Origin of the sequence: Polaribacter sp. WD7 (assembly GCF_003335085.1) — a bacterium.
Lineage (GTDB): Bacteria > Bacteroidota > Bacteroidia > Flavobacteriales > Flavobacteriaceae > Polaribacter.
Map to the genome: position 1 here is coordinate 915886 of NZ_QPEJ01000018.1, position 24785 is coordinate 940670.

15 protein-coding genes are annotated in these 24785 nt (G+C 32.1%); all 15 read left to right on the forward strand.

Annotated features, from left to right (window positions below; translation table 11 throughout):
- The first annotated feature begins 326 nt into the window (after positions 1-326).
- The 15 genes from DUT90_RS13145 to DUT90_RS13215 all read left to right on the forward strand — a co-directional run bounded on the left by DUT90_RS13145 (position 327) and on the right by DUT90_RS13215 (position 24718).
- Positions 327-3374, forward strand: coding sequence for a TonB-dependent receptor (locus DUT90_RS13145; protein ID WP_258848564.1), 3048 nt, complete (start codon positions 327-329; stop codon positions 3372-3374).
- A gap of 10 nt (positions 3375-3384) precedes the next feature.
- Entirely contained in the window at positions 3385-4959 is a 1575-nt protein-coding gene (locus DUT90_RS13150) for a RagB/SusD family nutrient uptake outer membrane protein (protein WP_114427630.1), read from the forward strand.
- A gap of 377 nt (positions 4960-5336) precedes the next feature.
- A complete protein-coding gene (locus DUT90_RS13155) occupies positions 5337-6140 on the forward strand; it encodes a T9SS type A sorting domain-containing protein (RefSeq protein ID WP_114427631.1) in 804 nt (267 codons plus the stop codon).
- Positions 6141-6346: 206 nt separating this feature from the next.
- Positions 6347-6661: an L-rhamnose mutarotase gene (rhaM, locus tag DUT90_RS13160; protein ID WP_114427632.1), complete on the forward strand. Its 315-nt coding sequence runs from the start codon at positions 6347-6349 to the stop codon at positions 6659-6661.
- A gap of 123 nt (positions 6662-6784) precedes the next feature.
- Entirely contained in the window at positions 6785-9223 is a 2439-nt protein-coding gene (locus tag DUT90_RS13425; RefSeq protein WP_181858207.1) for a BNR-4 repeat-containing protein, read from the forward strand.
- Between the two features lie 154 nt (positions 9224-9377).
- A complete protein-coding gene (locus DUT90_RS13170) occupies positions 9378-9644 on the forward strand; it encodes a hypothetical protein (protein ID WP_147266220.1) in 267 nt (88 codons plus the stop codon).
- 230 nt (positions 9645-9874) lie between these two features.
- Complete coding sequence (locus tag DUT90_RS13175) at positions 9875-12658, forward strand: glycoside hydrolase family 78 protein (RefSeq protein ID WP_114427634.1); 2784 nt, start codon at positions 9875-9877, stop codon at positions 12656-12658.
- 15 nt (positions 12659-12673) lie between these two features.
- Positions 12674-15436: a family 78 glycoside hydrolase catalytic domain gene (locus DUT90_RS13180; protein WP_114427693.1), complete on the forward strand. Its 2763-nt coding sequence runs from the start codon at positions 12674-12676 to the stop codon at positions 15434-15436.
- Positions 15437-15457: 21 nt separating this feature from the next.
- Positions 15458-16306 carry a hypothetical protein gene (locus tag DUT90_RS13185; protein WP_114427635.1) on the forward strand — a complete coding sequence of 283 codons (849 nt, stop codon included), beginning with the start codon at positions 15458-15460 and terminating at the stop codon, positions 16304-16306.
- A 29-nt stretch (positions 16307-16335) separates the two neighbouring features.
- On the forward strand, positions 16336-17307 hold the full coding sequence (locus tag DUT90_RS13190) for a family 43 glycosylhydrolase (protein ID WP_114427636.1): 972 nt from the start codon (positions 16336-16338) through the stop codon (positions 17305-17307).
- Between the two features lie 25 nt (positions 17308-17332).
- Positions 17333-18862: a sulfatase gene (locus DUT90_RS13195; RefSeq protein ID WP_181858208.1), complete on the forward strand. Its 1530-nt coding sequence runs from the start codon at positions 17333-17335 to the stop codon at positions 18860-18862.
- A 33-nt stretch (positions 18863-18895) separates the two neighbouring features.
- Complete coding sequence (locus DUT90_RS13200; protein ID WP_114427638.1) at positions 18896-20575, forward strand: sulfatase; 1680 nt, start codon at positions 18896-18898, stop codon at positions 20573-20575.
- A gap of 8 nt (positions 20576-20583) precedes the next feature.
- Complete coding sequence (locus DUT90_RS13205; protein ID WP_114427639.1) at positions 20584-22077, forward strand: sulfatase; 1494 nt, start codon at positions 20584-20586, stop codon at positions 22075-22077.
- An 11-nt stretch (positions 22078-22088) separates the two neighbouring features.
- Positions 22089-23555, forward strand: coding sequence for a sulfatase (locus DUT90_RS13210; RefSeq protein WP_114427640.1), 1467 nt, complete (start codon positions 22089-22091; stop codon positions 23553-23555).
- Between the two features lie 122 nt (positions 23556-23677).
- Entirely contained in the window at positions 23678-24718 is a 1041-nt protein-coding gene (locus DUT90_RS13215) for a GntR family transcriptional regulator (RefSeq protein WP_114427641.1), read from the forward strand.
- The last annotated feature ends 67 nt before the right edge of the window (positions 24719-24785 follow it).

Here is a 24785-nt window from a genome sequence, read left to right on the forward strand (position 1 = left end):
TAAAATACAAAATAATTCCTTTATCTAATATAGTGTAAAACCATGTAATATGTAAAAATATTACATGGTTTTTTTGTTTATGCTAAAAAAACACATTTATTTTTATTGTTTTTTTAATAATAAAGGAATAATTGTTCCGTATATATTTAGGTTTTCTAGTAGTTTTTAATAAAATCCCTAAAAAATATAACTTTATAAGCTATCTTATTATCAGTTATTTAAGTTTGAATAATTGTTTTTTATTTATTGGTAAAGGATAGAGCAGGATAGTGTGTATTTTTTTAAGATATATTTTGCGTATATATTAACTAAACACTTAAAATTTTATGAATTTAAGAATTTTACTGCAAATTCCTCCGAATTTGAGAGGAGCTTACTTTCTTGCTATTATGTTTTTTTCATCCATAGCAATGGCACATGCACAAACTGTAACAGGTACAGTTTCAGCAGAAGGAGAATTGCTTCCTGGGGCATCAGTTTCTATAAAAGGAACATCAACAGGAACAAGTACAGATTTTGATGGAAAATATTCCATTAAAGCAAATGCAGGCAGTACATTGGTTTTTTCCTATGTGGGTTATGCATCTAAAGAGGTTGTAGTTGGTAATCAAAAGGTTATTAACATAACTTTAGATTCAGACAACAAATTAGATGAAATTGTTGTTATTGGTTACGGTACTCAACGTAAATCAGATTTAACAGGTTCAGTATCATCTGTAAAAGCAGCAGAGATTACTCAAGTTCCAGTTTCTCGTGTAGACCAAGCATTACAAGGTAGAGCTACAGGTGTTCAAGTTACACAAACAAGTGGTGCTCCAGGAGCAGGAACTGTAATTAGAGTAAGAGGAGGTAATTCTATTACTGGTAGTAATGAACCACTTTGGGTTATAGATGGTATTATTGTGGGTACTAATTTCAACTTAAACAATATCAATAGTAATGATATTAAGTCTATTGAAATTTTAAAAGATGCTTCATCTATTGCTATTTATGGTTCTAGAGGAGCAAACGGTGTAGTTTTGGTGACTACCAAAAGCGGTAAAGGAGCTGTAGGAGGTAAACCTCAAATTAGTGTTAATTTATTTAGCAGTATTCAGTTAGTTCCAGAATTACCAGAGTTGTTATCGCAAGAAGAGCAGATAGCATTTACAAATGAAAGTGCGAGATTTAGAAATGCGGCAGAGCCTTTTCCAGATGCACCATCAACCTATCCAAATAATGATTGGTATGATATTATTTTGGGGCCAGCACCAATTCATAATGCAGACATTTCAATTTCTGGAGGTTCAGACAATGTAAATTATTACAATTCTTTAAATTACTTTAACCAAAGAGGTATTATTGAGAGTTCTGGAATAGAGAAATTTATTTTTAGATCTAATATAGATATCAATTTAAGTGAAAAAGTAAAAGCAGGTTTTAGAATAAATTATTCTAGAATTAAACAAGATAATGGTTTGGCTTCTTTTGGTAATGCCTTTTCAATTTTACCAACGCAGCCAGTGTTTAATGCAGATGGCTCTTTCAATGGTTTTGATGATGTTGTAGGTGCACCTTTTTCTAACCCAGTTGCAAATAGACTTTTAAATATTAATGAGACATTTACAAACAACTTATTAAGTACAGCGTATTTAGAATATAAACCTTCTTCTAAATGGTTTATTCGCTCTACGTTTAGTCCAGAGTTAAACAATGTAAAACAAAATAGATTCACTTCTAGTCAATTACCAGGAAACCTTTTTGTAGGAGTAACAGATGGAGGTCTTGCAAGTGTAAGAACGGTTGCTGGAAATAGTTGGAATAATGAAAACACAGTACAATATCAATCAGATCTTGGAGAAAATCATAGTATAACTGTTCTTGGGGGGGCTTCTTTTCAAAAAGTAGTAGCAGAAACTACATTGGCAGAAGCAGAAGGGATTACAAGTGATGCTACAGGGTTTAATAGATTACAGAACTCTAATCCGGTTAGAGCTAAAGTAAGTAGCGATTTTAATAGTTTTCAAATAGCATCTTTCTTTGGAAGATTAAATTACAGTTTTAAAGATAAATATTTATTCACTTTGGTAGGTAGAACTGATGGGTCGTCTGTTTTTGCAGAAGGAAATAAGTATGCTTTTTTCCCCTCTGTAGCTGCAGCTTGGAAAATATCTGAAGAGCCTTTTATGCAAGATCAAGATCTTTTTTCAGATTTAAAGCTAAGAACAAGTTATGGTAGATCTGGTAATCAGGCCATAGACGCTTTTAGTACTTTAGAGACTTATGTACAGGCAAATACAACCTTAAACGGGGTAGAAGTACCAGGTTTAACAATTGGTAGGCCAGCTAACCCTAACTTACAATGGGAAACTACGAATTCTTTTGATATAGCCCTTGAGGCATCGTTATTTAATGGTAGAATTTTTACTGAATTCAACTACTACTATAAACAAACTAACGATTTATTATTAGACGTAGCCATACCTAGACAAACTGGTTTTACTAGTCAACTTCAAAATGTAGGTTCATTAGAAAACAAAGGGTGGGAATTCTTGTTAAATACTAAAAATATTATTAAAGATAATTTTACATGGAACTCTACTTTAACTTTATCAGCTAATAGAAATAAAATATTAGACTTAGGAGGAGCAGAGTTTATTGATTTAATCGTAGATCCAATAATAGGTTCTGGAAATACAAGGTTAATTGTAGGAGAATCAGTTCCTGTATTTACAGGTTTAAATTACTTAGGTACTTGGAAAAGTCAAGAAGAAATAGATGCTTCTGGTAGAACAGATCCACAAGTAGTTGGAGGACCTAGATTTGAAGATTTAAATGGAGATGGTATTGCTTCTACATTAGATAATGTTGTTTTAGGTAGTCCTTTACCAGATTTAATTTTTGGTTTCGAAAACTCATTTACCTACAAAAACTGGGATTTCTCATTCTATTTTCAGGGTACTTTAGGTAATGAGGTGTATAACTTAAGAGTTCGTAATCATTTCTTTAATCGAGGAGAAACTACAAAATTTGCAGAATTAGCAAATCGTTGGACGCCAGAAAACCCAACTTCTAACATTCCAAGAGCAGGAGCAGACTCTGTAACAAATACACCAAGTAATTCAGAATATGTAGAAGATGGATCTCATTTAAGATTAAAAACAGCAAGAATTGCCTACAATATGCCAGTAGATAAGTTAGGTTTAAAAGGTGTTAAAAAAGCATCTCTTTATTTTTCAGGAAACAATTTATTGTTGTTCTCTAACTTTAGATTAATAGATCCAGAAGGAAGTAGATTTGGAAGAAATGGTTTAGGAAATATTGCGCAAGGTTATGCAGATGGTCAATACCCTAATCCAAGAGTATTAACAGTAGGTTTAAACGTAACATTTTAAAAACAATCAAATGAAAACAAAATATATATATTTATATCTCTTCGTTGCTCTCTCTTTCTTTAATTGTGAGAGTTTCTTAGAAGAAGATCCTAGATCTCTGGTATCTCCTGAAACCTTTTTTGCTTCAGAAAATGATGCAAGACAAGCTATTCAAGGAATGTATGCCATCTTAAAGAATAATTCAATTTATGGTCAAGTTGGGTTAGATCATTTTTACGATAATGGTGCAGATATTATAGAGCCAAACAGGGCAGCAAATTTTGTTGAACCTATAGGTAATTATTCTATGAATGAAGCTTTAGCTGATGTTTCTGTGCAAAAAATGAGTGTTTCAGATACTTGGAAAGATTTGTACAGAGTAATTTTAAATGTGAATGTATTAATTGATAGAGTTACAGGAAATGAAGCAATTGGAAATGAAAGTGTTCGCACAGAAATTATAGCTGAGGCTAGATTTATGAGAGGTTTGTGCTATTGGCACATTACTAATCTTTGGGGAGATGCTCCTTATTATACAGAAGTGTTAACTTTAGAAGAAATTAGTGCTTTAGGTAGAACTGCAGAGGCAACAATTATAGAAGGTACTTTACAAGATTTACAATTTGCTCAAGATAATCTACCATCTGTATATCCTGATGCAGAAAGAGGAAGAGCATCAAAATGGGCTGCAGCTATAATCATGGCAAAAATATACATGAAGCAACAAGATTGGCAGCAAGGTTTGGCAAAATCAGAAGAAATTATAAATCAATCTCCTCATAGTTTATTACCAAATTATAATGACGTTTTTGATCCTTCTAATGAGTATAATGCAGAAATTATTTGGTCATTAGACTTTGCAAGAGATATTACAGGTCAATTTGATCCAGCTTTTCCAGGAAGAGCATTTGCAGGAAACAGTAATTGGAGACCAAGTATGTTTAATCCAAGACTTAGAGATGAGCCTTTAAACACTGATGAAAGAGGTGCTTTAAGAGATGCTTTAACAGCAAGAGGAGAGGCATTTAACGGAACAGGCTTACAGGTTGCATCACAAGACTTTGCAGAAAAATTTCCTTTGAATGATTTAAGAAGAGAAATTAATATTGTAAATAATTATTTGGGCTTTGATCTAGTTTTTCCCTACATGGCAAAATTTTGGAACTTATCTTTAGAGATGTCTCCACGTTTTAATCATTCAGATAATAGAATGGTATTTCGTTTAGCAGATGTTTATTTGATGGCTGCAGAATGTGAAAATGAATTAAATGGACCAACATCTAAAGCTTTAAATTTTATGCATGCTGTAAGAAGCAGAGCCTATGCTACGCAAGCAGAATGGGATATTACAGGAGTAAGTCAGCAAGGTTTTAGAGAAGCTATGTATGACGAACGTAAATGGGAGTTAGCAGGTGAAGCACATAGAAGATATGATCTTATAAGATGGGGTATTTTATTGGATGTTGTTCAAAACTTAGAATATCGTTTTTGGAAGCCTAACGAAAATATTAGACCTTTTCATGTGAAATTACCAATTCCGTTACAAGAATTAGAATTAAATCCAGCATTATTAGAGTCAGATCCTACTAATAATGGATACCGCTAAACTTTACTTTTAATATGTTTTGATGAAAAAACCGAGAGATACTATAGATGTACTCTCGGTTTTTGAGTTTTGGTATCTCAAAGTGGTAAAAGGTATAGTTACATGTTAAAAAATGAGAAAGAAATGCGTTGCTATTAAATTTTGAGAAATTAGGAGACTTTAAAACAGGTTAGAAATATTTTTATAATTTTTAAAAATATATAGTAATATTTTTTTCTATTTGAATAAACTTTGCTAGCTTTATGAATGGAAATGTTGTATCTGTATTAGAAGTGCAGGATAGCACAGGATGCTAAAAACCTACATTCCATATATTTTTATCATCGACTATTATGTAGTCAATTAATTAACAATTATTAATCAATTAAACTAAAATTATGAAGAAAATTACTTTAAAATTAATTGCTTTTGTATTATTTGCAATTTCAACAACACAAATTAGTGCGCAAGCTTTTGAAGCAGCACCAGGTCTTTACAGAGTGCAAGTACAAGGAGAAGATTTAACCTTAACTATTGCTAGTCAAGCAGTAGATGGAGTGTGGGCTCTTACTTATGAAGCAGTAGATTTGAATAATAATAACCAAGTATTTTTAATAAGCCCAGTTGAGATTGTAGATGATGAGACTGGAGAGTTAGTTCCAAATTTATGGAGTTTTGAAGCTGTTGCAGGAAACCAAGGAGCTATGGAAGTTGAAGATATTACAAATAATAATTCAAGCATAGTCTTTAGAGGTAACGCAGTAGGTCAAGAGAATAGAATAGATATTTTTAATCCAACTAGAGGAATGGGTACTCAAATTTTTAGCGAAGCTCAAGGTTTTACTGCTGGTGCTAAAAGAAGAATTCAAAACTTTGAATTAGGTAGAGTAGTTTCTCTTTCTGGTGGTTCTCCAGTAGCTTTTGATTTTATTCCTGTTGAAGCTTTAAGTACAGCATCAAATGTTTTAACTTCAAGTGATTTTTCAATTTCTAATATTGGAGATCAGTTAAATATCAGTAGTGCTGCTTTACAAATTAATGAAGTTGCTGTTTACAGTATTTTAGGTAAAAATGTTTTATCTGAATCAGGTATTTCTTTATCTTCTGTTAATATGAATACATCTTCTTTATCTACAGGTATGTATATCGTAAAAATAGGAACTGATAAAGGTTTTTTCAGCACTAAGATTGTTGTAGAATAATTTTTACAAAAAATAGTTATAATAAAAGCCTGTTTTTTAACAGGCTTTTTTATGCGTAAAAAATAGATCATAAATTTAGATGATATAAATTTATTTTAACAAGCAAGAATAAAAGAAAAACCTAACTATAAGGTCTCGTCAAATAAATGTACCTAATTTGCTTTTAGGCGTTAAAATATATTAAAAAGTAATAAAAAAGAAAGAAAATGCAAAGATTAGCTTTTAAAATGAAATTAAACCCAGGACAAAAAGAAGCATACAAATTACGTCATGATCAACTTTGGCCAGAATTAAAAGAGTTATTAAAACAAAATGGAGTTAGTGAATATTCTATATTTTTAGATGAAGAAACTAGTACACTCTTTGCGTTTCAAAAAGTGTCTGGTAAAGGCGGCTCTCAAGATTTAGCAAACAACCCTGTTGTAAAAAAATGGTGGGATTTTATGGCGGATATTATGGAGGTAAATCCAGATAATTCACCTATTTCAATCCCCTTAAAAGAGGTTTTCTATTTAGAATAAATATACTAGACGTATAAACTATTGTTAAAACTTATAGTTTTTTGTTTTTTCCATGTCACTCCATGATGGTTTTTACAACAATTTTAAACAAATTTGTAACGCAAATAACTAAAAATAAATAATATGTCAAAAATTTACAATGTAATGTCGTCTAGAAGCACTTTTTTCTTTATGTTGATATTTTCATTCATTACTGTAAATTCGCAAGTTGTTTTACAAAATGAAATCAATATATCTGATATAGCTTTACATTTTAACGGAAGTAAAGTAGGAAGTACAGCTGCAAATACAGGTGATGATAGACCATATGATTACTTTTTTGGAAGAAATATTTCTGCTCATGGAGACTGTATAAAAACCTATAATGATTATGTTTTTATGACATGGTATAGAGGTGGTAAAGGAGATAGACATGTAATGTTAACTCGTTACAATACAAAAACTGGAACATCTGTAGATATAGAATTTCCTCACAGACATACTGGTTATCAAAACAGATATTGGATAGGAGAATCTCATAATACCATAGCCGTAGCTGTTAGTCCTTTAGATGGAACAATTCATTTGTTATATGATATGCATGCGTATAGTAGAACTAGACCTTCAAACGGAAGTTTAAGCAAAGATTATTTCAGATATTCTTACTCTACAAAAAATGCAGCATCATTATCTGATGAAGAATTTACATTAGATAAGTTTGTAAAAAATGCAGAAGGTGGTTACAAGCATTTAAGTCTTAACGGAGGTGAAGATTATGCTAATTTCAATGCGTTAACTTACCCGCAATTCTTTTTAAACGATGCAGGAGATTTATTCATGTACATGAGAGAAGGTGGTAATAATAATGGAGCATATAAGTTTTCTAAATACAATGCAACTACATCAAGATGGTCTTCATTTAAAGACTTTAATATTTTAGGAGCAAGAAATAGAGGGCAACAATACAATTGGGGTCTTTATGGAGATATTAGATATGAGAATGGTAAAATAAGAATCGGTTTTCAGCGCAGATCACAAAATAATAACGATAAATATCAATTTCAAAACGGAATATATTACGCCTATTCAGACGATCAAGATGGTTTAAGTGATTGGAAAAATTACAGAGGAGAAGGCTTTAATTTACCGTTAATAGATTCTGATAAGATTTTTGTAACAGAACCTGGAGATTTAGTTGAAACTACTGCAAAAGATCAAGTGTATATTGTTGGAGGTTTTGATTGGACGGTTACAGACAGAGGAGATGTTCACTTTATAAGTAGAGTAGAAGATAGAGAGAATGGGGTAACCAAGCACGTGCATACCTATCAGAGAGCAGGGGAGTCAGAATTTACAACTACTACAGAGTTTACTGGGGCAAGTGCTATTTATACTTCTGGTGATGATATTTATATTATAGGTTTAAACAATAGTGGAAAAGTCTTTATAGAAAAAGCCAAAGGTGGTACAAATAATTTTAGAAAAGTTTATGAGGCTACAGGAGGTAAAACTTTTGATCATGGAAGAGTGCATATTGCTAATGGAATACTTTATTATTATTTGATGGAAAAAAAATCTGGAAATGCACAACCAGTGTACTTACAGATCATAGATTTAGATGTTAATGCAGATCCTATACCGTTAAATGTATCTTTTTCAACGTTAGCGGACAATCAAAATTTAAATGTAGATCAAAACGTAGAAATAAAAGTTGATGCTTATACTGATAATGGTTTTGTAACTAAAGTAGAGTTTGTTATAGATGGGGTTTTATATGAAACGGATGGTACTGCTCCTTTTCAAACAGATTGGAAACCAACTGTAGAGGGAGCACATACAATAGAAGCTGTAGCTTACAGTAGTTCAGAAGAAAAAGTAAGTAAAACTGTTAATATAACTGTAAATCCAAAAGATTTTACAGATTTAACAGGTGATTTTTACAGACTTAAAAACGTAGCAACAGGAAAATATGCTTCTTCTAAAGATTCTGAAACCATAGCAACCGATACTGCAGAAGGAAGAGAGTCTGAATGGGAGTTTGTAGCTACAAGTAGTTTTTATAATATAGATAATGGGGTAAGAGGTATTTTAAGATACACAGGCACTTCATCAATCATAAGTACTCCTTTTGCTTCTCCAAGAGCAGATTCAGACAAAATGTGGACTGTGATTTACAATGAATCAGACAAAACATATACATTTAAAGGGAGAAATGGAAATAGATATTTAGCTCATGTTTCAGGAAATAGTGCTGTAACTCATTCCACAGTAATCAATAACAATAGTAAATGGACAGTAGAATCTACAAGTGAAGTTTTAAGTGTAAATGATCAACTATTAAATTCGTCTTTAATAAACATTTATCCAAACCCAGCAAGTAGTAGCTTTACAATATCTTTAAATGGTATTAGAAATGCTAAAGTAACAATGTATGATGTATTGGGTAAAGAAGTCTTTTCTTCGAACACAGATCAAGAATCTTTAAAAGTAGATAAACTTAAAAGATTTAATGCAGGGATCTATTTAATTGAGGTAAAAGGAGATAATCAAGAAATACATAGAACAAAAGTTGTTATAGAATAATAAAAATAAATTTTTTACAAAAAAGGAGGTAATTTTATTACTTCCTTTTTTTGTTTTATGACTAGAATTAAGGATATATCAGGATAGTTAAATAAAGATAAAATTAGATATTTGAATTAATTTAAAATAGAAATAAGTTAATATAATAAACATTATGTACCAGAAATTGAATGTAACTACAGAAAAAGTTCTCAAAAATTCATTTTTATTGTGCATTATGTTAGTAATAAGTTTGTCGGCTTTAGCTCAAGTAAAATTAGAAACAAAAATAAAAATTACTGATGAAGTAATTTATGAAAATCATGATATTGATAATGCTGTAGGTATACAAAATGATGGTAGATTTAATAGAGGTGTTTACCTAGTTAAGATAACTGACAGTGTTCAAAAAGAGTATTTCAAAAAAATTATTATTGAATAAAATAGAAATACGAAATCATAATATAAAAGAAGTTGTATCGTTTTTAAATGATACAACTTCTTTTTTTTTAAGATGTCAAACTTGTTCTTTTGTTGTTTATTTTAAATTTAAAAAATACCTTATCTATCAAATAAAATAGAGATACAACAGGATAGTTTTTTATCCGAAATTAAAGAAATTGCAATATTGTAAAAGATAGGCTATTTTTAAAAATATATTCAAAATTAACAATGTATAGATTTTTTCTTTTTAATTTTTATCTCGCTGTTTTTCTAGTTACAATTACATCTTGCGCTCAAGAAATAATAGAAAAACCAAAGGAACTTACACTATCCGAAGGTTTTAAAAATCCAACAGGATTTTATAATGCAAACCCAACGTTTTCATGGAAACTACCTGTTTCAGAACAAATTAAATCGCAATCTGCTTACCAAATAGTTGTAGCATCATCAAAAGGACTATTACCAGATAATGCTGATTTATGGGATTCTAAAAAGCAAAAAAGTACGCAATCTACTTTTGTAAAATATCAAGGAAAAGAACTAAAATCTAGACAAAAAGTATATTGGCAGGTAAGGTATTGGAATCAAGATGAAAATGCTTCAGATTGGAGCGAAACCAATTTTTTTGAATTGGGATTACTCAATAATTCTGATTGGACAGCAAAATGGACAGGATTAGACACTGCAAAAGATAGTATTAAAGGCGTTCGTAAATTTTTAATGCACAGACCACAATATTTAAGAAAAGGTTTTGAGTTAACTTCGGATGTAGCTTCTGCGAGACTATACATTACAGCAAAAGGTGTTTTTGATGTGCGTTTAAACGGAAAAGATGTTAGTGATGATGTTATGACTCCTGGTTGGACACCATACAATCATCGTATAGAAACATTGACTTATGATGTTACTAAGCTTTTGCAAACTGGTAAAAACGCTTTAGCGGTTGAGTTAGCTTCTGGGTGGCATTCAGGAAGAATTAGTAGAGGTAGAGCATTATATGAAAATTTTGCATCACCAAAAATTCTATGTCAGTTAGAAGTTGTGCTGAAAGATGGTTCAAAACAAACCATTGTTTCTGATGAATCTTGGAGAGGAACAACCAACGGACCAATACGTTTAGCAAGTGTTTATGATGGCGAAGTATATGATGCAAATTATGAAATACCAAATTGGAACACTGTTGCTTTTGACGACTCTAACTGGAAATCGGTTGAAGTTGAGGCGATTGCTAAGGATGTTAAATTAGCTCCAAAAAGACATCACACCGTAAAAAATCAAGTTGTTTTTAACGATGCAGAAATCGTTTCGGTTAAAGAAAATACATCAGTTTTTAATATGAAGCAAAATATGGTAGGTGTGCCAAAAGTAAAAGTACCTATGAAAAAAGGAGATACTTTAAAAATACGTTTTTCTGAAATGTTGTTGAAAGACAATACCTTTTATACTAAAAATTATCGTTCTGCAAAGTCAACTGATTATTATATAGCAGCTAAAGATGGTGTTATAGAATACGTTCCAAAATTTACGTTTCACGGATTTCAATTTTTAGAATTAAGTGGTTACGATAAAAATGCGAAACCAGACGCTTCTTGGGTGCAAGGTATAGCACAACATTCAGATTTTGAGAAAAACGGAACGTTTACATCATCTCACGATAAGTTAAATCAATTACAAAGTAATATTACTTGGGGGTTAAGAGATAATTTTTTCGATATCCCTACAGACTGCCCACAACGTGATGAGCGTTTGGGTTGGACAGGAGATGCACAAGTAATTGCGCCAACAGCATTGTTTAATTATAATACTCACGCTTTTTGGACAGCTTGGTTGCAAAGTCTAAGAGAAAATCAGTCTGAACATAAAAACGGTTTAGTACCTTACATTGTACCAGATGTTCTTCAAAATAAAAATGGAAGTTCTGGTTGGGGTGATGCAGCTGTAATTATTCCTTGGGACATATACAATACAACAGGTGATATTACTGTGCTTGAAGAAAGTTACGAGTCAGCAAAAAAATGGGTTGGGTACTATCAATCTAAAGTAAAAAAGCAACCTTATTTACCAAAAATGCATTCATTTGGAGATTGGCTACAGCCTTATCCTTCTAAAACGCTTAAAAAAGCAAATAGAGGAGACACTCCAAAAGATTTAATTCACGCAGCTTTTTTTGCGCACTCTGCACATTTAGTCTCTAAAATTGCTAATGTTTTAGGCAAAACAGAGGATGCTAAAAAATATGCAGCTTTATATAAAAATATTGCCAATGCTTTTGAAAATGCTTTTTTTGAAGAAGGAAAATTTACAGGTGAAAAACAAACACAAACAAGTTATTTACTAGGTATCTATTTTAATTTATTTAAACCAGAAACTAAACTAAAAGCACAGCAATATTTGTTAGAAGAAATCAAAAATGCCAATTATCATTTAGGAACAGGATTTTTAGGAACACCAATTTTACCAAAGGTTTTAGATGATATAGGAGAAATAGATTTGATGTATAAAATTTTGTTTAAAGAAACCTATCCATCTTGGTTTTACTCTATAAACCAAGGGGCAACCACTATGTGGGAACGTTGGAATAGCTTTAGTAAAGAAGGTGGTTACAATTCACAAAGTATGAATAGTCTAAATCATTATGCATACGGAGCTATTGGGCAATGGATGTACGAGCGTATCGCTGGTTTAGCATCGTTAGCACCAGGATATCAGAAAATTAGAATTGCACCTTTACCAAATACCGAGTTTTTAACGTCAGCTTTAGCAAGTGTAAAAACACCTTATGGAAAAGCATCATCATCTTGGAAAATTGAGAATGATTCTTTTAAACTTGATATTGTTATTCCACCTGGCACATCTGCAGAAGTGCATATTCCTTATGGAAATAAAGATAATTTATTAGAAAATGGAAGTATTTTTACAGAGAATTCAAATTTAAAATTAATGAGTTCTGATGATAATTCAGTAATAATTTTAGCAGAACCAGGAACTTATAACTTTCAAACTAAACTTTAAATCATGTTAAAAAAAATGAACTTAAAATATTTTGGATGTGCTTTGTTTGCTTGTGTGTTTTTGAGCTTTACGGCATGTAAAGAACAAGCAACTATAGCAGAAGCTCAAAAATTAACCATTTCAGAAGGGTTTGAAAATCCGTTAGGGTTTTATGATAAAACACCTAGTTTTTCATGGAAATTGCCAGTTTTAGAAGGCGTTTTAAGTCAATCAGCATATCAAATAGTAGTGGCTAGTAGCCCAGATTTATTACCTGACAATGCAGATTTATGGAACTCAGAAAAGCAACAAACAGCTCAATCTACTTGGGTAAAATATGCTGGAAGAACTTTACAATCACGTCAAAAAGTATATTGGCAAGTGAAATACTGGAACCAAGATAACGAAGCTTCAAAATGGAGTGAAATCAGTCATTTTGAGTTAGGTTTATTAACGAATAACGATTGGAAAGCAAAATGGATTGGCTTAGATACCAAAAAGGAAAAGCTTTTAGGAAGTCAAGAAAATATCATTCACAGACCACAATATTTAAGAAAAGGTTTCGAATTATCTAATGATGTAGCATCAGCAAGATTATACATTACAGCAAAAGGAGTATTTGATGTGTCTATAAATGGAGAAGATGTAAGTGATGATGTAATGCCTCCTGGATATACACCTTACAAAGTGCGTATAGAAACCATTACTTATGATGTTACGGATTTAATAGAATCTGGGCAAAACACGATTGGAATTGAAGTTGCTGCAGGATGGCACTCAGGACGTTTAGGTTGGATGAAAACATATTGGAGTGATACAGAATCTCCGAAGGTTTTGGCTCAATTAGAATTAACGATGAAAGACGGTTCTACAGAAATGATTTTATCTGATGATACATGGAAAGGAACAACAAACGGACCAACTAGAATATCAGAGATTTACGATGGAGAAACCTATGATGCCAATTTAGAAATGCCAAATTGGACTACAAATAATTTTAATGATAAAACATGGGAGTCTGTAAATACGTTTCCTGTAACGAATGACATCCGTTTAGAGCCAAAAAGACATACCACTGTTAAAACTAAAATTGAATTAGCAACACAAGAAGTTGTAGAAAAAGGTGACGTAGCTGTTTTTGATTTTCAACAAAATATGGTAGGTGTGCCGTTACTTAAAGTACCTATGAAAAAAGGGCAAACGCTAAAAATTCGATTTGCAGAAAAGTTATCTCCAGATGGTACGTTTTATACCGAAAATTATAGAAGTGCACAGTCAACAAATTACTATACAGCTTCAAAAGATGGTGTTATAGAATGGATGCCAAAATTTACATTTCATGGATTTCAGTATGTAGAATTAAGTGGATATGATACTTCAAAAACTCCATCAAAAGATTGGGTAACAGGATTAGTGCAATATTCAGATTTTGAAGAAAACGGAACATTTACATCGTCTCACGAGAAGTTAAATCAACTACAAAGTAATATTGTTTGGGGATTAAGAGGAAACTTTTTTGATATTCCAACCGATTGTCCACAACGTGATGAACGTATGGGATGGACAGCAGATGCACAAGTATTTGCACCAGCATCTATGTTTAATGCCGATGTATATAAATTTTGGGCAAGTTGGATGCAAAGTGTTGGTGAGTCGCAATATGATAATGGAGCTGTACCATGGGTAGTGCCAGATGTGTTATTTAACAACAAAGTAAGTGCAGGTTGGGGAGATGCATGTACCATTATTCCTTGGAAGATTTACCTAAGAACTGGAGATAAAAAAATCCTAGAAGAGAATTTTGAAACCATGAAAGGTTGGGTAAAATACCATGAAAGTGTTACTAAAAATTACATTTCTAAGATGGGCTTTTTTGCAGATTGGTTACAACCGCTTCCTGAAAATGGCGATAATAGAGGAGATACCTCTAAAAGCTTAATAGGAACTGCATTTTTTGCACATTCTGCAACCTTAACAGCAAAAACAGCTAAAGCACTGGGTAAAATAGAAGAATTTGAAAAATACAATGCTTTGTATAAATCTGTAGCCAAAGCTTTTGAGAACAAGTTTTTTGAAAACGGAAAAGTAAAAGGAACTGTAGAAACCCAAACTTCTTATTTATTGGCTTTAGCCTTTGGTTTACTTTCTGAAGAGCATAAAGCAAATGCTAAACAACATCTATTAGAAAAAATAGCAGAAGCTGATAATCATTTACGAACTGGGTTTTTAGGAACGCCATTATTATCTGAAGTTTTAGATACAACAGGAGAAATAGATTTGATGTATAAGATCTTGTTTAATGAAACGTATCCGTCTTGGTTCTATTCTATAAATCAAGGTGCAACCACTATTTGGGAACGTTGGAACAGTTATAGCAAAAAAGATGGTTTCAATCCGCAAAACATGAATAGCTTAAACCATTACGCTTATGGTGCCATTGGCGAATGGATGTACGAGCGTATTGCAGGAATAGCGCCTTTAGAAGCGGGTTATAAAACCATTAGAATAGCGCCTGTACCAAAAGAACCATTAACATCTGCGGCAGCTAGTCTAAATACACCTTACGGAAAAGTAGCTTCTTCTTGGGAAATAAAAGGAAGTAAGTTTCTACTACAAGTAGTTGTGCCTCCAAACACAACAGCAATTGTTACATTACCTAGTACCACAAAAGCACCTTTTTTAATAAATGGAACAACAATTGATAACCATAAAAACGTAAAGCAAATCAATTCTGAAAAGACAACGTTTCAAGTAGAAGTTAAAGCAGGAACGTATCAATTTCAATCTAATATTAAATAAATACGATTAATCAACCTAAAAATGAGAAAAATACATTTAACAATATGCATCGTTATCGCAATTACTTCTTTTATAAATGCTCAAAAAATAAACGCTCCTAATGGAAGAATAGCTGTTGTAGCTGATGGTAATTCTCCAGATCCTGATGATTTAGGCGGAACAGCGGTTTCTTTAGCATTGCTTAGAGCTTCAGGGTTAGAAAATAGACTTGTACATTATTCTCATAGTTGTGATTTGGTTAGGGTAAATAGAATTTCTGAAAAAGCAGAAGTAGAAAGGCATGCTTTAATGCAAAGTGCTTGCGATGTTACTGCAAGACGTTGGGGAGGTTTTGATAAACTTACTTTCTTAGATGCAAAGTGGCAATTAGATGCAACTATAAAAGATTTAGCAAAAGCAATTAATGCGTCAACGGAAAATAATCCTTTGTGGATTATTGAAGCAGGAGAACCAGATATTATAGGATTTGCTCTAGAGGCTTCAAAAAAGCAAAAACATAAATTTGTAAAAGTCGTAACACATCATCCTGCAAATGATGATGCTGGTGATTTTTATACCTGGCAACAAATCTTAGATTTCGGTGTAGAAGAAGTAAGAATACCAGATCAAAATATAAAACTGAAGGTAAATCTTCCAGAATGGGATTGGGCTAAAAACCATAAAGATCCTAGAATACAACAGGTTTGGATACAAGGTAAAATAGCAGAAGTAGATGATGTTGTAAAATTTCAAAAAGGAAAATGGGATTGTTCTGATGCTGGTATGATATTATATTGGATCACAGGGGCTAATATTCATGGGGGACTTAAACAAGGTACTGTAGAAGATGTAAAAGTGATATTATTGGATTATATAAGCGGTAATAATTAGAATTTTGTTTTAGAGTGTAAAAAGGATAAATGAAAGTAAGTATCAGAAAAATAAAGACTTTATTGTTAGTTCTTTCTATAGTAATAAGTTGTAAATCTTATAACACAAAAGTAACAGAAACAAAACAGCAAGAAGTTTCAAATGAAAAAGTAAATAACAATCCTGTAGTTCGTCATATAAGAACAGCTGATCCATCTGCTCATATTTGGAAAGACGGGAAAGTATGGATGTACACTTCTCGTGATGCAGAAGATGCGGTTAATTATAATTCTATGGATGGATATCGCGCTTTTTCATCAACAGATATGGTAAATTGGACAGACCATGGTGAGGTATTACATTCTAAGAATATCCCTTGGGGAGCAAAAGGATGGATGTGGGCGCCAACAGCCATTTATAAAAATAACAAGTACTATTTATTGTATCCGCATTCTGTAAAAGGTTCTAAAGACGATATGCGTTGTGGTGTAGCAGTTAGTGATGTACCTCAAGGACCATTTAAAGACATCGGTTGGATAAAAGGTGTTGAAGGACAATGGTTAGATCCTTGTGTTTTTACAGATGATGATGGGAAAACGTATTTGTACTGGGGTGTTAGAGAACCAAAAATGGCTTTGTTAAAAGACAATCTTTTGGAATTGGCTGAAACTCCTAGAAGTATAGTGTATGGAGCTAAAAATTTCTTTGAAGCCAGTTATATGCATAAATACAACGGAAAGTATTACTATTCTTATAACGCAGGTTTAGGTGGTTTTTATGCTATGGGAGATAGTCCTTACGGACCATTTGAATATAAAGGAGCCATCAATCCAAAGCAAAGACAAGATCATCATTCTATAGTTGAATATAAAGGGCAACATTATTTCTTTTACCACTGGCAAGGTTGGAATGGAGGTTCAAAATTTAGAAGAAACACGTGTATCGAATATTTATATTATAACGAAGACGGAACAATACAAGAAATTAACGCAACCAAAGAAGGAGTTCAAAAAATTAAATAAAACCAACCCAACAATTATTCAAAAAATGAAAATTAAATTATTTTCGATAACTCTATTATTAACCGTAGTTTCTTTATTAAGTTGTAAAAAAGAAACAAAATCTGAGTCAGTATCAGAGAATTCTAAAGAAGTATCTAAAAAGCCAAATATTGTATACATTTTAACCGATCAATGGAGAGGCTCTGCGTTAGGATATGCAGGAAACGTTGATGTAAAAACACCTAATTTAGATGCGTTTGCAAAAGAAGCTGTCAATTTTACAAATACGGTATCTGTAACACCAGTTTGTACTCCGCATAGGGCAGCATTATTCACAGGAAGATTCCCAACAACAACAGGAATGATTGTAAACGACGTGTATTTGCCTTCGGAAGAATTGTGTATGGCAGAAATATATAAAGAAGCAGGTTATAATACAGCTTATTGGGGTAAATGGCATTTAGATGGTCATGGTCGTTCTACTTATATTCCAAAAGAAAGACGTCAAGGATTCGATTTTTGGAGAGCTTTAGAATGTTCTCATAATTATACAAAAATGCCTTATTATGATAACGATAATCAAGAGTTGAAACACTGGGATAAATATTCGCCTTTTGCAATTGTAGAAGATGCAAACCAATATTTAGCGCAGCATGCCAAAGATGAAGCACCTTTTTTAGCGGTAGTTTCTATAGCTACACCACATTATCCACATAGCTCTGCACCAAAAAAATATAAGGACATGTATCCTCCAGAATCTCTAAAATTGAATCCGAATGTTTCCAAAAAATATGAAGAACGAAGCAGGAAAGAATTGCAAGGATATTATGCACACGCTACAGCTACGGATGAAGCTATAGGAAGCTTATTACAACAAATAGAAGCTTTAAATCTTTCAGAAAATACGATTATTGTATTTTCCGCAGACCATGGCGAAATGATGGGGGCACATAACATTAAGCCTTTTGTAAAACAATTGGCTTGGGATGAATCTATTAGAGTGCCTTTTTTAATTAAATATCCAGGAATAAATACTCAAAAGGGAGCAGTTGTAAATGCACCTTTAACCACACCAGATATTTTACCTTCTTTACTAAGTTTATCAAATATTAAAATACCAGAAACGATTGAGGGAGAGAATTTAGCTGGTTTAATGAAAAAGCCTGATCCAAATGCAGATCGTGCTGCTTTGGTAATGAATGTTGCACCTTTTGGAGCAAATTTTAATGATCCACCTTATCGTGCTATAAAGACCAAACAATATACCTATGCTAGAACACCTGAAGGGCCAAGTATGTTTTTTGATAATGTAAAAGATCCTTATCAAATGAATAATTTATTGGGTAAACCTGAATTAGAAGCCATTCAAAAAGATTTAGACGAAAAGCTAAATGCGAGGTTAGCAGAAATAGGCGACGAATTTAAATCGAGAGACTATTATCTTAAAAAATACAATTATGTTTTTGATAAAAAGAAGCATGCTATTCCGTTTTGGGGTTTTAATGAAGGAAAAGGAAAATATAAAAATATTGGAGATATAAAACCTGTAGTACAATCTCCAAGACCAGTAAACTAAGGTTTCTATATAAACACTAATCAATATTATAAAATGAATAAATTACTAGCACTATCAATAATAGGATTATCATTTTTAGCTTGTAATAAAAAAACATCTTCTAAAACAAAAGAAGAAAAACCTAATATTATTTTTATTCTTACCGATGACCAAAGATGGGATGCTTTAGGTTATGCTGGTAACGCATTAGCGCACACTCCAGAAATGGATAAATTAGCTAAAAGTGGCGTATTTTTTAAAAATACCATAGCAACAACACCTATTTGTGCAGCAAGTAGAGCAAGTATATTTAGTGGTTTGCAAGAACGTACACACAATTACAGTTTTACTAGTAAAGCTATGAAAGATGAGTATATGGAGCAGGCTTTTCCACGAGTTTTAAAACAATCAGGATATTATACGGGGTTGTATGGTAAATTTGGAGTAAAATATAAAAAACTAGACTCTCTTTATGATGTTCATGAAAATTACGATTTAAGATACGATCGTAAAGATATTACCAGCTATTACTATAAAACTTTAGGTAAAGATACGGTACATTTAACGCGCTATACAGGAGAAAAAGCATTGCAATTTTTAGACAAAGCACCAACAGACAAACCGTTTTGTTTGCAGTTGAGTTTTAGTGCACCTCATGCAAGCGATAATACAGTTGAGCAATATTTTTGGCAAGAAGAAAACAATCATGTTTTAGAAAATGTAACCGTGCCAGATGCTAATATTTCTTCAGATGAAGATTATAATAAATTGCCAAAATTGGTAAAAGATGGCTTTAATCGTTTGCGTTGGTATTGGCGTTATGATACTCCAGAAAAGTACCAACATAGTGTTAAAGGGTATTTTAGAATGCTTGCTGGAATTGATAATGAAATCGCTAAAATTAGAACAAAACTAGAAGCCAAAGGTATAGCAGATAATACCATTATTGTTTTAATGGGAGATAATGGATTTTTCTTAGGCGAAAGGCAAATTTCTGGAAAATGGTTGATGTACGATAATTCTTTAAAAGTACCTTTAATTATTTACGATCCTAGAAATAAAGAACATAAAGATGTAGAACAAATGGCTTTGAATATAGATGTACCTTCAACTATTTTAGATTTTGCAGGTGTAGAAGCACCTAAAAGTTGGCACGGAAAAAGTTTAAAACCATTTATTAACGAAGAAAATGTGAATTTAGAACGTGATACGATTTTAATAGAGCATTTATGGGACTTTAAAAATATAGCGCCAAGTGAAGGGGTTAGAACCCAAGAGTGGAAGTATTTTAGATATGTAGATGACAAGTCTATTGAAGAATTGTACAATTTAAAGGATGATCCTAGAGAAACAAACAATCTTATTCATGATGAGCAATATCAAGATGTATTAAACAACTTAAGAGCAAAATGTGAAGATTTAATAGAAAAGTATAAAGATCCTTATGCTTTAGTTATTGAAAATAACACGTTTGATGGTAAAGCATTCCGTTGGAATGTATCTAAAGATTCAAAAAAACAATCGGCTTATCAAATTTTAGTGGCTTCTTCTCAAGAAAACATCAACAAAAATATTGCAGATGTTTGGAACAGCACTAAAATAAAAGGCAATACCAAAGAAGTTGTAAAACCAAAAGCACTCAAGTTAGAAAAGGGTAAAACCTATTACTGGAAAATGAGAATTTACGACGAATTAAATAGAACAGGAGCGTATACTAAAGCCCAAAAAATTTAAAAAATCACATGAAAATTAAAGTATTTTCTAAATTAATAGCAGTTCTTTTGATCTCTTTTATAAGCTGTAAAGGAAAAGAAAAACAGGCTACAGTAAAAGAAGGTTTAGATAAAAGAAAACCAAATATCATCTATATATTAACAGACCAGTGGCGTGGTTCTGCATTAGGTTATGCAGGTAACCCAGACGTAAAAACACCAAATTTAGATGCATTGGCAAAAACATCGGTAAACTTTACCAATGCAGTTTCGGTTTTACCTGTTTGTACACCTCATAGAGCAGCATTATTAACAGGCAAATTTCCAACAACCACAGGAATGTTTGTTAATGATTTGTACTTACCTGACGAAGAAGTAACCATGGCAGAAATATACAAGTCCGAAGGTTACAACACTGCTTATTGGGGCAAATGGCATTTAGATGGTCATGGGCGTTCGGGTTTTATTCCAAAAGAAAGACGCCAAGGTTTTGACTATTGGAAAGCTTTAGAGTGTTCTCATAATTATAATAAAATGCCTTATTATGATAATGATGATACCGAATTAAAATATTGGGACAAATATTCGCCCTTTGCTATTGTAGAAGATGCGAACCAATATTTAGCGAGTCAAGCAAAAGATGATAAACCTTTTTTAGCAGTATTGTCTATTGCAACACCCCATTTTCCACACCATTCTGCGCCACAAAAATACAAAGATATGTATCCGCCAGCGGCTTTAACCTTAAACCCAAATGTTGCTAAAAAATTCGAAAAACGAAGCAGAGAGGAATTACAAGGGTATTATGCACATGCTACTGCTACCGATGAAGCCATAGGTTTATTATTAAAGCAAATAGAAGCTTTACAACTGTTAGAGAATACCATTATTGTATTTTCTGCAGACCATGGAGAAATGATGGGAGCTCATGGAGTAAGGCCTTGGGCAAAACAAATGGCTTGGGACGAATCAATTAAAGTTCCTTTTTTAATTAGATATCCGGGGATTGATTCTCAAAAGGGAGCTGTTGTAAATGCACCTATCAACACACCTGATATTTTACCATCACTTTTAGGTTTGTCAAATATTACAATTCCAGAAGGGATTCAAGGCGATGATTTATCGGACTTGATAAAAAATCCAAATCCAAACGCAGATCGTACTGCTTTGGTAATGAATGTTGCACCATTTGCTGGTAATTACAATCAGCTTCCATATCGAGCTATAAGAACAAAGCAATATACCTACACCAGAACTACAGAAGGTCCGAGTATGTTTTTTGATAATGTAAAAGATCCTTATCAAATGAACAATTTGTTAGGTAAGCCAGATTTTGAAAAAATTCAGCAAGATTTAGATACTAAATTAAAAGAAAAATTAGCTGAAATAGACGATGAATTTGAATCAAGAGACTATTATCTTAAAAAATACAATTACGTTTTTGATGATAAAAAACCTGCGATTCCTTATTGGGAATTTGATAATGGAAAAGGTCTTGTACAATCACCAAAACCAGTTCAATAAAAATAATTAAAATGAAAAAAATTATAGTAGTATTACTTTTAACTTTAGCGATTACATCTTGTAAAGCTCAAAAGACGACAGAAAGTAAAGATAGCTCACAACCCAATGTGTTGGTTTTTTATGTGGATGATTTAAGGGCAGAATTAGGATGCTATGGAAGTGAGACAGCCATAACACCAAATATAGATCAATTAGCCAGTGATGGTGTTTTATTTAATAAAGCATATACACAACAAGCTATTTGTGCGCCTTCAAGAATGAGCACTCTAACGGGTTTACGTCCAGAAACATTGGGGATTTATAGCATTTTTACACCACTTCGAAAAGTACATAAAGATGTAGTATCTATGCCACAATTGTTTAATAAAAATGGTTACAAAACAGTAAGTATTGGTAAGGTGTATCATCATAGTTCAGACGATAAAAAAGAGTGGTCTGTGTATTACGGGAAAGAAGCAAATACTTACAACGATCCAAAAAATATAGCAATAATTGAGCAATTAAAAAAAGAAGGGAAAAACCCAAAAGGACCTGCTTTTGATGCTGCAGATGTTAGTGATGAAGCCTATAAGGATGGACGAGCAGCTAAATATGCTATTGAAACTTTAGAAAAATTAAAAGATGATAAATTTTTAATGTTTGTTGGCTTAAGCAAACCACATTTGCCTTTTAACGCACCAAAAAAATATTGGGATTTATACGATAAAAGTAAATTTAAAATTCCGTCTAGAGAAAAACCTGAAGGCATTTACAGACTATCATTAACTAAATGGGGAGAGTTAAAAGGGTATCATGGTATTCCAAAAGAAGGAGATTTAGACGATAATTTAACGCGCAATTTGATTCACGGATATCATGCTTCAATTAGTTACATAGATGCACAAATTGGTAAGGTAATGCAAACGCTTGAAGATTTAGATTTACGTAAAAACACGATGATTGTTTTTATGAGCGACCACGGGTATAAAATTGGAGAATACGGTGCATGGTGTAAACATTCTAATATGGAAATAGACACAAGAGTGCCATTAATTATTAGTAGAGAAACCAACTATAGAAAAAGAAAAGCAGGTAAAACATCAGATGCTTTGGTAGAAAATGTAGATTTATTTTCAACCTTAGTAGATATTTGTGGTTTTGAAGCCATACCTTCTGATGGTAAAAGTTTAGTTCCTGTAATTGATAATCCAAAGCAAAAATGGGATCCTATAGCAACAAGTGTTTACGGAAGAGGTAAAAAAATAATGGGTGTTACAGCTACCGACGGAAAATGGCGTTACACAGAATGGAGAGATGCTAAAACGCACGCTATTTTAGGTGCAGAATTGTTTGAACATAAAGATAACTTATTGTCTTTTGTAAATCTTTCTGGAAATAAAAAATATCAGGAGGTAGAACAACGAATGAAAAAACTTTTAGAAACTCAATTTTCTAGAAATGACCAGCCTTTCCTTCAAAATGACCAACCAAGAAGATAAATAATTCGGTATAAATATCAATATAGTATAAAAAAGTGTTAAAAAACTTTTAGTTACCTTATTTCAGACTTTTATATTGGTATATCTGTCTAGTTTTGTGTTAAACATTAACTAAAATTATTATGATAGAGTTTATCAAACTAGATGCCAATTCTATGGTGCCTAAGTATATGCAGATTATAGATTCTATAATCTACAACATTACAGTAGGAAACGTTAAAATAGGAGATAAAATACCTTCAATTAATAAGTTAAGTGAAGAGTTTTATTTATCAAGAGATACCGTAGAAAGGGCGTATAGCGTTTTAAAAAAACGAAAAGTTGTTGTTTCTGTTCATGGTAAAGGAACATATGTTTCCCAAAATCAGATAAATTCAAAACAGAATGTTTTGTTTTTGGTAAATAAGTTAAGTACCTTTAAAATGAAAGTGTACGATTCATTTGTAAAAGAAATTGGAGACAATTATCAAGTAGATTTACACAGTTATCACTGTGATGAATCATTGTTTTTAGAACTTTTAACAAAGTACAAATCAACTTATGATTACTATGTAATTGTTCCTCATTTCAGATCAAAAACTTTATTGCATAAAAATAGTACAGACAAAGTAAGTGCTATTATTAATGATTTACCCAAAAACAACTTGGTACTACTAGATAATAAAGAACATAATATAAAAGGAGATTTTATTGAAGTTTCTCAAGATTATGAAAAAGACATCATATCAGCTTTAGAAGCAGCAAAAGAAAAGATTGTTAAATACAATAAATTAACTTTAGTATATCCTAAGTCTACTTTTTACCCGTACCCGAGAAAAATACTAACGGGATTTAAAAAATATTGTACCCAAAATAATTTTAAATTTGAAATTATTGAGGAGGTGTCAAATGAAACCCCAGTAGATAGTAAAAGCTTGTTTATAACAATAGAAGAAAATGATTTAGTAAATATTGTTAATAAAGTTAGAGCTAATAATTATATTTTAGGAAAAGATGTAGGAGTAATCTCTTATAACGATACACCATTAAAACAACTTCTAGGTATCACTGTAATTACTTCAGATTTCATTTCTATGGGATCCCAGGCAGCAAAAATGGTTTTGAAAAACAAAAAAGAAAAACAAAAAACCCCATTCAATTTTATAGACAGAGAGTCGTTATAAAATAATTTTGCATAAACAATAATAAAAGGAAGTCTTAATTAAGAAGACTTCCTTTTTTTTTAAGAAT